This window comes from Dactylosporangium sp. NPDC050588 (assembly GCF_040654975.1).
Classification (GTDB): domain Bacteria; phylum Actinomycetota; class Actinomycetes; order Mycobacteriales; family Micromonosporaceae; genus Dactylosporangium; species Dactylosporangium maewongense.
Map to the genome: position 1 here is coordinate 92370 of NZ_JBFAJA010000043.1, position 14281 is coordinate 106650.

A 14281-nucleotide genomic window follows, 5' to 3' on the forward strand; every position below is an offset into this window, starting at 1 on the left:
CCGTCACCGGTCCGGTGGTCAGGCGAGCCGTGGGCGACGGCGGCGGCCGCCCAGGACCATGAGCGTCGCGCCCGTCGGGATCATCGTCGAGCCGACCAGGATCAGGTCGAGCAGGCCGAGGCCCGTCACCGCGAGCGCCGCGCCGAAGACGTACGCGGAGTAGTACGACTCGGCGGTCTGGCCGTAGGCGTCGGTGACCCGGTAGCGGACCTTGGCCGCCTGGCCGGCGAAGCCGGTGACCGCGACGAAGCTGATGTGCCCGTTCGCCGGTTGCAGCACGTACGTCCCCTGGCCGGCGATCCGGACCACGACGGCGGGGCGCCCCCGGGCGTCGAGCAGGGTGATCGAGCCGCCGGCCGGCACGGGCAGCGTGGCCGTCTGCGTCTTGTCCGGCGGGCCCTGCGTGGTCTGGCTCGGCGGCGCCGGCGGGGCCGGGATCGTCACCAGCGGCGTGTACGTCGCGTTCGCCGTCTGCCCGTACGCGTCGGTGACCCGGTAGTCGACCGGTGGCAGCTGGCCGTGGAAGCCCAGCACCGGCGTGAAGACGACGGTGGCGGAGCCTTCCTGCTGCGACGGGTTCGGCACGGTGCCGGCGGCCGCGACCGATGCGCCGCCCGCGGCCGCGAGCTCCAGCGTGTAGGTGCCCTTGCCCGGGAAGAACAGGGACGTGACCGCGTTGCCGTCGGCGTCGATCAGCGCGATGGTGCCCTTCGCCGGCACCGGCAGCGTCGCCGTCTGCGGTGTGACGCCCACGCCGCTGGTGGTGCGGTCCGGCGCGGCCGGCGGCGGCGGGATCGTCACCGTCGCGGTGTAGGTCGCGTCGCCGTGCTGCTCGTAGGCGTCGGTCACGCGGTACGTGGCGGCCGTCGCGACCCCGATGTAGCCGGCGAACGGTGTGAAGGTGAGCGTCTTGTCGGTGCCGTTCCAGCCGTACGTGCCCTGCCCGGGCACCGTTAGCGACGCGACCGTGGTGCCGCCGGACACGAACTCGACCGTCCCGCCCTCTGGCAGGTCGACGTCGGCCGCCTGCGTCGCGGTGCCGAGGCCCGTGGTGGTCTTCGCCACCGGGTTCGGCCTGGCGGGCTTCGTGACGGTCGGCGTGTACGTGGAGTCGCCCGACAGGCCGGCGGCGTTGGTCAGCCGGTACTTGACGGGGGTGGCGGTGCCGACGAACCCGGCGACGGGCGTGAACGTGATGACGCCGGTGGCCGGGGTCAGCACGTACGTGCCCTGCTTCGCGACCGTCACCTTGGTGGCCTGCTGGCCGGTGGCCCCGAGCAGCGTGACGGTGCCGCCCGACGGCACGGTCGCCGTCGCGCTCTGCGGCGTGGTGCCGGCACCCGTGCTGGTCAGCGCGGCGGGCGTCGGCGCGGTCGGCGTCGGCGGGCCGGCGACCGTCGGCGTGTAGGTCGAGTTCGCGTTGTTCTCGCCGACCTTCACCCGGTAGCCGACCGGGGTAGCGGTGCCGGAGAAGCCCTCGGCGGGGGTGAACGTGATAACGGCCTGGTTCACGGTGTACGTGCCCTGGCCCGGGACCGTGAGGGTGGTGACCTGCGCGTTGGAGTCGTCGAGCAGGAAGACCGTCCCGGTGAGCGGCACCGGCACCGTCACCGTCTGCGCCGCCCCGTATGCGCCGGACGACGTCAGCGGCGACGCGGTCGGCGGCGTGACCCACTGGATGACGACCTGGCCGTTCTCCTCGGCGCCACCGGTCCCCGACTGGTGCAGCGCCGCGGTGTCACCGGCGGACTTGTCGTCGGTCGCCTGGTAGGTGTAGGCGCCGAAGACGCCGCTGTTGTGCTTGTACCCGGAGCCGCCACCGCCGGCCCCGGCGAACTGGACGCTCCCGCCGCCGGACCTGCAGTCGCCGCCGCCACCGCCGTAGAAGCCACCACCACCGCCGCCGCCGGGCTTGTAGCCGTTGCTGCCGGCACCGCCCTGGAACGCGCCGCCGTCGTCGCCTTCCTCGCAGGTGTTGTTGTCGCCGCCGGTCCCGCCGGCGATCTGGCTGGCGCCCCCGCCGGCCGTGGCCCCGCCCGACCCGCCGCCGCCGGTCGCGCCGCCGCCTCCGCCGCCGTCGTTGGCCGTCTCGACCGAGGCCGCGCCGCCGCCGCCGGCGATGAGCAGCGGGCCGACACCGTACGAGGTGGACCAGATCGCGGACATGCCGCCGCCGCTGCCACCCTTCTCGAGGGAGGTCTCCACCAGCGAGACGGCGTAGTTGCCGCCGCGGCCGCCGCCGCCGTACGTGGCGACGGCGGAGTCGGGTTTGCCGCCCTCGCCGACGGTGATCGTGAGGACCTGGCCGGGGGTGACGGCGATCGTGCCGGTGGTGTATCCGCCACCGCCGCCCTTGCCCTCCAGCGAGCTCGCGCCGCCGGCGCCGAACAGTGCGGCCTCGATCAGCGTGATCCCGGGCGGCACGGTGAAGGTCTGGTCGGCCCCGGTGTACGTGAACCGGACGCAGTCGGTGCCGTTGACCGGCGTGCACGTGACGGCGGCCGCCTGCGCCGGTGCGGCGTGGATGAACGGCACGATCGCGCTCGTCGTGGCGACGGCCAACGCCATGCCCGCCGTTCGCCGCCGCCTGCGGGTGCTCGCCGCGCGATCGCGCCAGGCACCGAACTTCTGCTCCAACCTGCTCTCCCCCGTTGATCTGATACCAAAAATCACCTTAAGCAGTGAAAACAATCACCTAGGGGGTATTTCGGATATCAGGCGTACGGATGGGGCTCGCGATGCATCCCCCCGAACGGCGCATCACCGTCTCGCGGGCAGCGCCCCCGAACGGCGCACCGCCGTGCGGATCGCCAGCCGGCGGGCCCGGGATGCCCTAGGCTCGCCGCATGGTGGAGACGCAGACACACACCCTCGCGCTGCCCGGTGCGGACCTGGTCTACGACGTCCGCGGGCCGCTCCCGCCCGCCGACGGGCGCCCGGTGCTGTTCATGATCGGCCAGCCCATGACGGCCGACGGGTTCACCGAGCTCGCCGGCCACTTCGACGACCGCACCGTCATCACGTACGACCCCCGGGGCCTCGGGCGGAGCGTGCGCAGCGACGGCCGTAACGACAACACGCCGCAGCAACAGGCGGCTGACCTGCACGCGCTGATCGGCGAGCTCGGCGCCGGCGCGGTCGACATGTTCGCCACCAGCGGCGGCGCCGTGACCGCCCTCGAGCTGGTCACCGCCCACCCCGGCGACGTCGCCACGCTGGTCGCGCACGAGCCGCCGATCAACGCGGTGCTGCCCGACGCGGCCGCCGCCGAACGGGCGCGGGCCATGTTCAACGACGCCTACGAGGCGAAGGGGGCCGGCGCCGGCATGGCCGCGTTCATCCTCATGACGTCGTGGCAGGGCGAGTTCACCGACGAGTTCTTCGACCAGCCGACCCCCGACCCGGCGATGTTCGGCATGCCGGCCGACGACGACGGCAGCCGCGACGACCCGCTGCTGTCGAAGCGGTCGTGGCCGATCACCGACTACCGGCCCGACGCGGCGGCGCTCACCGCCGCACAGGCCCGCATCGTGGTCGCCGTCGGCGAGGAGTCCGCGGGCACCTACACCGCCCGCACCTCCGACGGGACCGCGGCGCTGCTCGGCCAGGAGACGACCGTCTTCCCCAGCCACCACGGCGGTTTCATCGGCGGCGACCACCCGTACGCCGGCAAACCCGCGGAGTTCGCCGCCAAGCTCCGCGAGGTGCTGGCGTAGACAACACCCGCCTCAGCTGGAGCCGCGGACGGTGAGCGTGGTCGGCAGGCGGGCGGCCGGTGGGAGGGCGGGGTCGAGCAGGCGGCTGATCGCCGAGGCGGCCTCCTCCTCCACCGGCATGTAGACCGACGACAGGTCCGCGGCCTCGGCGAGGGCGCTGCCGTCGAAGCCGACCACGGCGACGTCGTCGGGCACCTTCCGGCCCGCCTCGCGCAGCGCCTGCAGGACGCCCATCGCGGAGACGTCGCACGCCGCGAAGACCGCGTCGAGGTCCGGCTCCAGGATGAGCAGCTCCCGCATCGCCGCGTAGGCCCGCGCGCGGGTGAAGTCGCCGTCGACCGACAGGACGGTCTGGCCGGTGGCGGCCATCGTGCGCAGGAAGCCGGCCTTGCGCTCCTGCGCGCACGGGGTCGCCGGGCCGAAGACGGCGCCGACGCGGCGGCGGCCGGTCGCGACGAGATGGGTGGCGGCCTGGTGGCCACCGCCGTAGTTGTCGGGGGCGACGAACGGGATGCCGGGCGCGGTCTCGCCCAGCGCGACCGTGCGGGTGCGGCGCAGGGCGGCCGCGGCGGCCGCCGGCACGTTGATGAGGACCTGGCCGAACGGCGGGTCATCGGCCCGCGACGGCGGCGCCGGGACCTGCCTGACCTGCAGCGCGACGTCGTGGCCGGCGAGGGCGCGCGTCGCGCCGGTGAGGACCCGGCCGTAGAACGGCTTGACGCTGAGCGCGGCCGGGTCGGGGTCGACGATGAGGACCTCGATGTGCTCCGGGCGGCTCGACCCGGCCCGGCCGGTCGCCAGGGCCCGCGCGGCCGCGTGCGGCTCGAAGCCGAGCTGCGCGGCGACCTCACGGACCCGGCGGCGCATCGCGTCCGTGGTGCCGGGCAGGCCGTTGATGGCCCGGGACGCGGTCGCCCGGGACACTCCGGCCACCCGCGCCACGTCGGCGAGCTTCGGACGCTGCTGTTCCATGCCGTAACGGTAGTCGATCAACTGCCGCTGAGCGCCCGCTCCAGCTGGCTCTTGTTCATCGACGAGCGGCCCTTGATGTCGCGGCGCTTCGCCTCCGCGTACAGCTCGTCGCGCGACTGGTTCCCACGGGATGCGCCGGCGCGCGACTGGCTCCCGTGGGCGGCGCCGGCGCGCGACTGGTTCCCGCGGGCGGCGCCGGCGCGGGGTTTGTCGGAGGACCTCATGGTGGCGGACGGCTTGCCGAGCTCCTGCCAGCGCGTCTCGGTCATGTCGACGCCGTGCCGCTTCGCGGCGCGCTTGATGCGCTTGAACGCCTCCGCCCGCTCCGCGTCGGTCGCGTCACGGACCTGGTCGAACCGCGCAATCGCGTTGCGCACGTGCGACGCGTCGTTGAGCGGTTCCTTGCGCTGCCGGGGGAACGCGAAGGCGCTGTCGGGCATCACGTTCCGGTCGCCGGCATCCAGCTCGTTCTTCCTCTGTCTGCGTGCAGCCATACTGCTGCTGTACCCCAGGATCCGCCGCTGTACCCCCGGGATCCATCGGTCCATGCCGGGCGCGGGCGCGGCCCGGGTGGGCCTACAGGTGCGGGCCCAGGAGGGTGAGGTCCGCCGCCGAGAGCCGGTCGCGCGCGGTCTTCGCCTGGTGCCAGTACGGGTAGAGCAGCTTCAGCGCGCTCACCTCGTCCAGCCGGCGGCGCTCCTCGGCGGTGAGGACCAGGTCGGCGGCGGCGAGGTTGTCGGCGAGCTGCTCGCCGGTGCGGGCACCGATCACCAGCGACGTGACCGCCGGGCGGCCGAGGATGTAGGCGAGGGCGACCTGGGCGGCCGAAACCCCGTGCCCCGCGCCGATCTCCACGAGGACCTCCACCGTGTCGTGGAGCTTCTCCTGGTCGTACACCGGCGGCTCGTCCCACTCGCTGAGGTGGCGGGCACCGGCCGGTGGCTCGACCCCGCGCCGGTATTTGCCCGACAGCAGCCCGCCCGCCAGGGGACTCCAGACCAGGACCCCGAGGTGCTGGTCGACGGCGGCGGGGATCAGCTCATACTCCGCGTCGCGGGCCTGCAGCGAGTAGTAGATCTGCTGGCTGACGGGGCGCGGCAGGCCGTGCAGGATCGCGGTGCCGACCGCCTTCATCAGCTGCCAGCCGGCGAAGTTGGACAGCCCGACGGAGCGGACCTTGCCGGCGCGGACCAGCAGGTCGAGCGCCTCGAACGTCTCCTGCAGCGGCGTCACGCCGTCCCACTCGTGCAGCTGGTAGAGGTCGATGTGGTCGGTGCCGAGCCGGCGCAGGCTCGCCTCGCAGCCGGCGATGACGTGCTGCCGGGACAGGCCGGCGTCGTTGGGGCCGGGCCCCATCGGCATGCGCACCTTCGTGGCGACCAGCACGTCGTCGCGGCGGCCCTGCAGCACCTCGCCGACGATCCGCTCCGACTCACCCGAGGAGTAGACGTCGGCGGTGTCGATGAGGTTCACCCCGGCGTCGAGGCACATGTCGACCTGTCGGCGCGCCTCCTGAACGTCGGTGGCGCCGACCGCGGCGAAGCCGCCCTTGCCGCCGAACGTCATCGTCCCCATCGTGAGGACGGACACCATCAGACCGGACCTGCCGAGCGCGCGATACTCCACGCCGCCACCATACCCACGGACCATTAGGGTGTGCCGGTGCGCAATGAGGAATCGCCCGTGCTTCCGTCGTCGTGGCTCGCCGGGATGTACCCGCGGCGGGGCGGCACGGCCGTGCCGCCGCCGGTCGGGGTGAAGGACGCGGTGAAGAAGTTCGAGCGCCTCGTCGCGACGAAGGCCGGCGACCTCGCCGAGTCCCTGGCCCGCCCCGAGACCGACGCCGAGGTGCGGGAGGCGGCGGAGGGGTTCCCGCCGGCGGGACCGCCGCCGTGCCACCGCTCGGCGCCGCCGCCGTCACCGCGAAGGTCCTGCGCAAGCTCGCCGGCTCCCGGGTGGACACGGCCGTGGTCGCGGACGCCTGGATCGCGGCCCGCGGGCCGGTGTTCGCCGCCGTCGCCGCGGCCGAGCTGGCCGGGCTGCGGGTCGGCGAGCCCGGCACGAGGTTCCACCAGCGCCACGAGCCGGTCGTCCGCCGGCTGCCCGCCGAGTCCGGCAACCTGGACTGGATGCCGATCCTCGGCCGGGTCCGGGCGCACCTCGTCCACGAGGCGGACCCGTCGCCCGTGCGCGCCGCCCTGGCGCCGGTGCGCGCCGCTCGGGGCCCGCTGCCGCAGGCCGCGGCGGCGTTCCTGCTGCCGGAGTGCTCGGACTGGGTCGACGAGGACGTACTGGTCGCGAACACCGCCGGGAAGGGGGACGTGGTCAGGCTCGTCCTGTGGTCGCTCGGCGACGGACGCCAGCTGGACCGCTTCGACCCGGCCCACTGGCGCGAGCACCTCATCGAGTCCGACGCCTCGCTGGCGACGGTCCTGGACGGGGTCGGCGACGCGATCGTCCCCGTCCTCGGCGAGCGGATGGGCATGCTGCCCGCCTGGCGGGGCGACGTGCTGGCCCGGATCGCGACCGCCCTCGCCGCGCTGCCGCAGGACGACGCGTTCCGGGCGCTCGCCGCGCACGCCGCCCAGCCGCACGCGCTGCTCGCGCTGTTCGACGCGGCGCAGCGCTCCCCCGCCCGCGCCGTCCGCCTCCTCGAAGGGGCCGACGGCCCGGCCGGTGCCCTGGCCGAGGCGTACGCCGCCGGGTACTCCGGCGCGCCCGAGGATTCCGGTGAGGTGCCGGCACCGCTGGACGGCGGGCCGGTGCCCGAGCTGCCCGGGTGGGCGGACGCGGCGATCCTGCCGCGGGTCCGGCTGGCCGGCGGCGGCGTCCTGCCGGTCGGCGCCGCCCGGCGGCTGGTCGCGCTGCTGAGCCGGTCCCGGGCCGGTGCGGCGCCGGACGGGCTCGCCGAGGTCGTGGCGGCGTGCGACCGGGCGTCCCTCGCCGCGTTCGGCTGGGCGCTCTTCCAGCGGTGGCAGTCGATCGGGATGCCGTCGAACGCCGCGTGGGCGATGCACTGCCTCGCCTGGATCGGCGACGACGACGTGGTGCGGCGGCTGACCCCGCTCATCAAGGTGTGGCCCGGCACCGGCGGGCACCAGCGCGCCGTCGCGGGGCTGTCGGTGCTGACCGGGCTCGGCACCGACGTGGCGCTCATCCACCTCAACGACGTCGCGGAGAAGGTCAAGTTCGCCGGGCTCCGCTCGACCGCGCGCGGCATGCTGCACGCCGTCGCCGCGCGGCTCGGCCTGACCGGCGAGCAGCTCGCCGACCGGCTCGTGCCGGACCTCGGCCTGGACGACGGCGGCGGCCTGGTGCTCGACTACGGGCCGCGCCGGTTCGTCGTCGGCTTCGACGACCAGTTGCGCCCGACCGTCGCGGACGAGGCCGGCAAGCGGCTCAAGTCGCTGCCGAAGCCCGGCGCGCGGGACGACGCCGCCCTGGGACCGGCCGCATACCAGCGGTTCACGGCGCTGAAGAAGGACGTGCGGACCCTCGCCGGCGACCAGATCGGCCGGTTCGAACGGGCGATGGTGACCGGCCGGCGCTGGACGGCGGACGAGTTCGCCTCCTTCATCGTCGGTCATCCGCTGGTACGGCACATCGCCCGCCGGCTGGTCTGGACGTCCACGGTGGACTTCCGAGTGGCGGAGGACGGCTCGTACGCCGGCGTCGACGACGACACGGTCAAGCTCGCCGGCGACGCGCCCGTCTCGGTCGCCCACCCGCTGCGCCTCGGTGACGCGACCCGGTGGGCCGAGGTGTTCGCCGACTACGAGCTGCTGCAGCCCTTCCCGCAGCTGGCCCGGGAGACCTACGCGCTCACGCCGGAGGAGGCGAAGGCCACCGGGCTCACCACGTTCGACGGCCGGGTGGTGCCGTCGGGGCGGTTGCTGGGCCTCGAACGGCTCGGCTGGAGCCGCGCCGCGCCCCAGGACAACGGGCACCAGCCGTGGATCGAGCGGCCGCTGCCCGACGGGGCGCGCGCCTACGTCCGGGTGGAGCCGGGCTTCTCGATCGGCCGCCCCGGCGAACACCCCGAGCAGACGCTGCACGCGCTCATCGTGTCGCGGACCCGCATGGGGTACTGGCGCAACGCCACCGGCGACGTCGAGCTGGGCACGGTGGACGCGGTGGCGATGTCGGAGCTGCTGCGCGACCTGCACGGCCTGTCACGCCCGTAGCCGCCGTAGCCTCTCGAGGCCGTCCAGCAGCAGGTCCAGGGTGAACTCGAACTCGACCTGGCTGTCGCACCAGCCGAGCGTGGGGTCGGCCGCGGCGTGGACCTCGGCGGCGACCATGGCGGTCAGGTGCGGCACGGTGGCGGCCATCGCGGCGAGCTCCGCCTCGGTGGCCTCGACGTCCATGCTGCCGCCGGTCGCGGCGGGGCTGAACACCTCCTGCGCGAAGCCGAGCGGCATGCTGCCGAACGCGTGCACCGCCCGGTGCGCCAGGTGGTAGGTGAACCCGGCCGCGACCAGCGTGCCGAGGATCCCGTCGTAGTAGCCGATGACGCTCATGGGGATCGTCCGGCGGGTGCCGAGCAGCGCCGGCGCCCACGGGTGCCGCAGCATCACCCGGCGGGCGGCGAGGAACCGCCGGCGCAGCACCTCCCGCCAGTCCTCTCCCCCGCTCTCCCCGCCCGCGCCCGCCACGACCTCGGCGACCACGGTGTCGGCGACGCCGTCGAGCAGCGTCTCCTTGTCGGGCACGTGGTGGTAGAGCGACATCGCCTCGACGCCGAGGTCCGCGGCGAGCCGCCGCATCGTCAGCGCCCGGATGCCGTCCGTGTCCGCCAGGGCCACCGCCGCGGCCAGGACCTTCTCCCGGCTGAGCGCACTCCGCATTGCGTCACCTTACAACGTATGGTTCCCTTACCTTGTAAGGTTGACCCTCGTCTCAGGAGGAGACATGGACCCGCTGGTCCGCACCGCCCGCGTCACGGGCCTGCTCTACCTCGGGCTCGCCGTCGCGGGCGGGCTCGGGTTCCTGCTCGTGCGCTCACGGCTGTTCGTCGACGGCGACCCGGCCGCCACCCTGGCCAACGTCACCGCGCACGGGTCGCTCGCCCGCGCCGGGGTCGCCCTGGAGCTGCTGACCGTCCTCACGCAGGCGCTGGCCGCGTTGTGGTTCTACCGGCTGTTCCGCACCGCGGACAGCTTCGCCGCCGGCGCGATCGCCGTCTTCGGCACCGTGAACGCGGTCGTCATCCTGGTCAGCGCGGCGCTGCTCGGCACCACGCTGTCGGTGCGGGACGGCGCGCAGGTCCAGCTGCTGTACCTGGTGAGCGGCGCGCTCTGGAGCGCCGGCGGGCTCTTCTTCGGCCTGTGGCTGATCCCGATGGGCTGGTGCGTGCTGCGCTCCGGCTGGATGCCCCGCGCCCTCGGCTGGGTCCTCGTCGCCGGCGGCGCCGGCTACGTGCTCGCCGCGTTCAGCGAGCACGTAGTGCCGGCGGCCGCGGACCTGATGGTCCTGCCCGCGACCGTCGGCGAGCTGTGGATGGTCGGCTACCTGATCGTCCGTGGCGTGCGCCGGACCGCCCCGCGGCCGGAGGCCCAGCTCCAGCCGCAGCCGTAGGTCTCGGCTGGGGCCGCGGGCCCCGGCCGCGGGCCCCGGCCGCGGCCTCAGCTGTAGTCGAGGGAGAAGCTGTTGTCGACGAAGGCGGCCCGCCCGGCGGTGCCGGTGATCTCGAAGCCGAACTGGGCCTGGCCGATGGTCACGTCGCCCCACCAGTTCTGGGTCCGCAGCCACTGCAGGACCGCCAGGACGTCGACGGCACCGGCGTTCGTGGTGCTGGTCCGCACGAAGGAGAAGACGGCGTTGGCGCCGTTCGAGCCGCGGTAGACGTTCCAGGTGTGGCCGCCGACGCTGACGTTGCGGGCGTTGGGGACCGCGCCGTTCGCGTCGTACGCCTCGGCGATCGGGCCGACCGCGCCGTGCTGGTTCGCCCAGATCATGACCTCGTAGGCATTGTTGTTGGCCCAGATGTCGTACGCGGTCGCGTAGTCGCCGTCGGCGGGCACGCTGACGTTGAACGAGCTGCGCACCGAGCTGAGCGAGCTGAGCGTGCGGTTGAGCGTCTTGCCGGTGTGCGGGTAGGACTTCACGCCGCTGGTCCGCGGGTGCTCGGCGACGACGCCCCAGTTGGTGCCGCTGCGGGCCCAGATGGTCTGCGGCCCGGCGCCGGAGCCCCAGACGTCGTTGATGACCGTGTACCCGTTGTTCGTCCACTGGTCCCAGGCGCCGGTGGCGACCCAGGCGGCGTCGGACGGCACGCCGGTGCCCGGGTTGGACGGCGTCGAGCTGGGCGTCCTCGACGGCGTCCGGGACGGCGTCGGGCTCGCCGTGGAGACGCCGCCGGTGCAGGCGGTGCCGTTGAGGGTGAAGCTCGCCGGCACCGGGTTGCTGCCGGTCCAGGACCCGTTGAACCCGAACGAGGTGCTCGCCCCCGTGGCCAGGGACCCGTTGTAGCCGGCGTTCTTCGCGGTGACCTGCGACCCGCTCTGGGTCACGGTCGCGCTCCACGCCTGGGTCACCGTCTGCCCGGCCGAGTAGGACCAGACGACGGTCCAGGCACTGACCGGGTCGCCGAGGTTGGTGACGGTGACGTTCGCGCCGAACCCGCCCGGCCACTGGTTGGCGATGGTGTACGTGATGCGGCAGCCGGTGGCGGCCGACGCACTCGGCGCCGTGACGACGACGCCGGCCGCGGCCGCGCCGAGGGCCGCGGTGGACAGGAGTACAGCGGTGCGCCTTCGCATGGCGACCCTTCCTTCGCTGACACGCGTGCTCGACACGCGTCGAAGCGCTTCGACTGGCTTCGCGTGGGGAAGGTAGGCGCACGCATCGACAACGGTCAACCGGTGGCGGTTCGGGCAGCGGGCGGGGCGTGAAAGTTATGGTCCCGGTTGGCCAGGGACGCGTCGCCGCCGTAGTGGGCGAGCACGCGCGGGTCCATGATCCGGCGCCACAGCGGCGGGACCAGCGCGACGACCACCATCGTCGCGTAGCCGGCCGGCAGCCGCGGCGACACGTCGAACGTGCGCAGCGTCTGGTACCGGCGCAGCGGGTTCGCGTGGTGGTCGCTGTGCCGCTGCAGCTGGAACAGGAAGACGTTCGTGACGAGGCGGTCGCTGTTCCAGCTGTGTCGCGGGTCGACCTTCTCCGGCCGGCCGGTCCCGGTCGGCTGCCGCAGCAGCCCGTAGTGCTCCAGGTAGTTGACGGCCTCCAGCAGCGAGAAGCCGGCCACCGCCTGCAGCGCGAGGAACGGCAGCACCGTCCAGCCATACACGGCCGTCAGCACCGCGAACAGCAGCACGGTCATCGCCCACGCGGTCAGCACGTCGTTGCGCCACGTCCACGGGCTGCGGCCGCGCAGCCTCAGCCGCGCGGTCTCCAGGCGCCACGCGGAGCGCAGGCTGCCGGCGACGGTGCGCGGCCAGAACCGCCAGAACGACTCGCCGAGCCGGGCGCTGGCAGGGTCCTCCGGGGTCGCGACCCGCACGTGGTGGCCGCGGTTGTGCTCGACGAAGAAGTGCCCGTAGCCGGTCGGGGCGAGCGCGATCCGCGACAACCACCGCTCCACCCGCTCGCGCTTGTGGCCCAGCTCGTGGGCGGTGTTGATGGCGATGCCGTTGACGATGCCGGCGGTCAGCACCAGCCCCGCACCGGCGGCGGGCCCGACCCCGGCCGCCCACTCCCGGCAGGTCACGACCAGCGCCGCGTACTGGGCCGGCAGGTACAGGTACGTGATCCACCGGTAGTACGGGGAGCGCTGCAACGCCGGCACCGCCTCCTCCGGTGGGTTCTGCCGGTCGTCGCCGAAGGCGAGGTCGACGAGCGGGATCAGCCCGAAGACGACGACGGGCGCCAGCCACCAGCCCCACGGCCCGGCGGGGCCGCCGGCCAGAGCGAGCCCGGCGAAGGGCAGGGCGGGCACGACGAGCGCGAGGGGCCAGAGCGGCAGGCGGCGGTCCCGCCAGGCATCGACGGTCATGCCGCCATGGTTTACACGAACCGCCTCTGTGTCAAGAATCTGGACGCGCCAACGTCCGACGTCTACCATGCTGCCGGTGACGTACCGGGAGACGAACCGGGCGCGGCTGCGCGAGACGCTCGTGACCGCCGCCCGGGACCTCACCATCGGCAGCGGCTGGGAGGGCGTGCGGATGGCGGACGTCGCCGTCGCCGCCGGGGTGAGCCGCCAGACGGTCTACAACGAGTTCGGCGACAAGGCCGGCCTCGCCGAGGCCCTGGCGGCGCGGGAGATCGGGCTGTTCGTCGGCGACGTGCGGGCCGTGCTGCTGCGCCACGGCGCCGACGTCCGCGCCGCCGGACACGCCGCGATCCGGCACACGCTCGTCGAGGCGGACGCCAACCCGCTCATCAAGGCGATCCTGACCGGCGCCGACGGGCTGCTGCCCTACCTCACCACCCGCCTCGACCTGCTGCTGTCGGCGGCCACCGCCGTCGTCGTCGAGTGGGCGGGCACCCACCTGCCGGGCCATGACCCGAAGGTCGTCGCCGTGGCGGCCGAGTCGATCGTACGGCTGGTCGTCAGCCACATCGTGCAGCCGTCACAGCCCCCCGAGCGGACCGCGGAGGACCTGACGGACGTGCTGGTCCGCCTGCTCGCTGCGTGAGCGGCCACGGCGGAGCGCGGAGCCGCGGACCAGGGGCTCAGCTCGGGCTCAGGACGGCACGGTAGCGCAACGCGGGTGACGGCGTGAGGCGGCCGTCGACCAGGTCGTACACCTCGTCGACGTGGTCGAGGCCGTCGTGGCGGTGGGTCAGCAGCAGCACCGTGCGGCCCGCCGCGGCGTCCAGCAGGTCGGCCATGAGCGCGGCCGCCTCCTGCTCGTCGAGGCCCTCGGTCGGCTCGTCGAGCACCAGCACCCGCGGCCCGGCCAGCAGCGCCCGGGCCATCGCGAGCCGGCGCCGCTGCCCGCCGGAGATGGTCGCGCCGCCCTCGCCGAGCCACGAGTCGAGGCCCTCCGGCAGGCTGCCGAGCCACGGCCCGAGCCGCGCCCCGGCCAGCGCCGCGCGGAGCTCGTCGTCCGTCGCCGCGGGCCGGGCGAGGAGCAGGTTCTGCCGCACCGTGGTCGCGAACACGTGGTCCGCGGCGTCCCCCACGAGCCCGACGGTGGAGCGCAGCACGGCGTCGGGCAGGTCCCGCAGGTCGACGCCGCCGAGCGTGACGCGCCCCTCCCGGGGGTCGAGCATCCGCACCAGCACCGCCGCGAGCGTCGACTTCCCGCTGCCCGACGCGCCGAGCACCGCGACCCGCCGCCCTGGCGGCAGCCGCAGGTCCAGCCCGCACAGCGCGGGCGCCCGCCGCGGATCCCAGCCCGCCGCGAGGTGCTCCACGGTCAGGGTCAGGCCGTCCCCCACCGCCACGGCGCCCCCCGTGGACGGTGCGGCGGCCGACGCAGCCGGACGGGGCAGCGCGGCGTCGGCAGCGAGGCGCCCGGTCGCCCCGGCGGCGGCGCGGCAGGCGATGGCGGCGCCGGTCAAGGTCGGGTCGCCCCCCACCGCCGTGGCGCCCCCGGCCGACGGCGCGGCGGGACGGGACCGCGCGGCGACGCGCTCCACGG

General features: G+C 74.4%; 12 protein-coding genes. 4 read left to right on the forward strand and 8 right to left on the reverse strand.

All coding sequences use genetic code 11. The features are described 5' to 3' along the window. Positions 1 to 18: 18 nt before the first annotated feature. Positions 19 to 2568, reverse strand: a complete 2550-nt coding sequence (locus AB0I21_RS28425; RefSeq protein WP_360565663.1) for a glycine-rich protein — start codon at positions 2566 to 2568, stop codon at positions 19 to 21. A gap of 278 nt (positions 2569 to 2846) precedes the next feature. Between AB0I21_RS28425 and AB0I21_RS28430 the strand changes: the two genes are divergently transcribed. Next, the gene (locus AB0I21_RS28430) at positions 2847 to 3716 is read left to right on the forward strand and encodes an alpha/beta hydrolase (protein ID WP_360565665.1); all 870 of its coding nucleotides are present in this window, start codon (positions 2847 to 2849) and stop codon (positions 3714 to 3716) included. A 12-nt stretch (positions 3717 to 3728) separates the two neighbouring features. Here the strand turns inward: AB0I21_RS28430 and AB0I21_RS28435 are convergent, their stop codons facing one another. From AB0I21_RS28435 to AB0I21_RS28445, 3 genes are all read right to left on the reverse strand, one after another. Then, positions 3729 to 4688, reverse strand: coding sequence for a LacI family DNA-binding transcriptional regulator (locus tag AB0I21_RS28435; protein WP_360565667.1), 960 nt, complete (start codon positions 4686 to 4688; stop codon positions 3729 to 3731). A gap of 17 nt (positions 4689 to 4705) precedes the next feature. Continuing rightward, complete coding sequence (locus tag AB0I21_RS28440; RefSeq protein ID WP_360565669.1) at positions 4706 to 5182, reverse strand: DUF6582 domain-containing protein; 477 nt, start codon at positions 5180 to 5182, stop codon at positions 4706 to 4708. A gap of 82 nt (positions 5183 to 5264) precedes the next feature. After that, the gene (locus tag AB0I21_RS28445; protein ID WP_360565670.1) at positions 5265 to 6314 is read right to left on the reverse strand and encodes an aldo/keto reductase; all 1050 of its coding nucleotides are present in this window, start codon (positions 6312 to 6314) and stop codon (positions 5265 to 5267) included. Positions 6315 to 6580: 266 nt separating this feature from the next. Between AB0I21_RS28445 and AB0I21_RS28450 the strand changes: the two genes are divergently transcribed. After that, positions 6581 to 8872 (forward strand): DUF4132 domain-containing protein, encoded by a 2292-nt coding sequence (locus AB0I21_RS28450; RefSeq protein ID WP_360565672.1) that lies wholly within the window; start codon positions 6581 to 6583, stop codon positions 8870 to 8872. Here AB0I21_RS28450 and AB0I21_RS28455 read toward each other — a convergent pair. Then, positions 8861 to 9535, reverse strand: a complete 675-nt coding sequence (locus AB0I21_RS28455) for a TetR/AcrR family transcriptional regulator C-terminal domain-containing protein (protein ID WP_360565674.1) — start codon at positions 9533 to 9535, stop codon at positions 8861 to 8863. The genes AB0I21_RS28450 and AB0I21_RS28455 overlap by 12 nt on opposite strands. Positions 9536 to 9599: 64 nt before the next feature. Here AB0I21_RS28455 and AB0I21_RS28460 point away from each other — a divergent pair, with 64 nt between their 5' ends. After that, positions 9600 to 10265 carry a DUF4386 domain-containing protein gene (locus AB0I21_RS28460; RefSeq protein ID WP_360565676.1) on the forward strand — a complete coding sequence of 222 codons (666 nt, stop codon included), beginning with the start codon at positions 9600 to 9602 and terminating at the stop codon, positions 10263 to 10265. A 47-nt stretch (positions 10266 to 10312) separates the two neighbouring features. Here the strand turns inward: AB0I21_RS28460 and AB0I21_RS28465 are convergent, their stop codons facing one another. Both AB0I21_RS28465 and AB0I21_RS28470 read right to left on the reverse strand, forming a co-directional pair. After that, positions 10313 to 11449 carry a cellulose binding domain-containing protein gene (locus tag AB0I21_RS28465; protein WP_360565678.1) on the reverse strand — a complete coding sequence of 379 codons (1137 nt, stop codon included), beginning with the start codon at positions 11447 to 11449 and terminating at the stop codon, positions 10313 to 10315. Between the two features lie 95 nt (positions 11450 to 11544). Then, positions 11545 to 12684, reverse strand: a complete 1140-nt coding sequence (locus AB0I21_RS28470; protein WP_360565680.1) for an alkane 1-monooxygenase — start codon at positions 12682 to 12684, stop codon at positions 11545 to 11547. 67 nt (positions 12685 to 12751) lie between these two features. Between AB0I21_RS28470 and AB0I21_RS28475 the strand changes: the two genes are divergently transcribed. Then, positions 12752 to 13330 (forward strand): TetR family transcriptional regulator, encoded by a 579-nt coding sequence (locus tag AB0I21_RS28475; protein WP_360565682.1) that lies wholly within the window; start codon positions 12752 to 12754, stop codon positions 13328 to 13330. A gap of 37 nt (positions 13331 to 13367) precedes the next feature. On the opposite strand, the gene AB0I21_RS28480 is transcribed toward AB0I21_RS28475, so the two are convergent. After that, positions 13368 to 14281: ATP-binding cassette domain-containing protein (locus AB0I21_RS28480; protein WP_360565684.1), on the reverse strand; the 914-nt coding region annotated here is incomplete at its 5' end.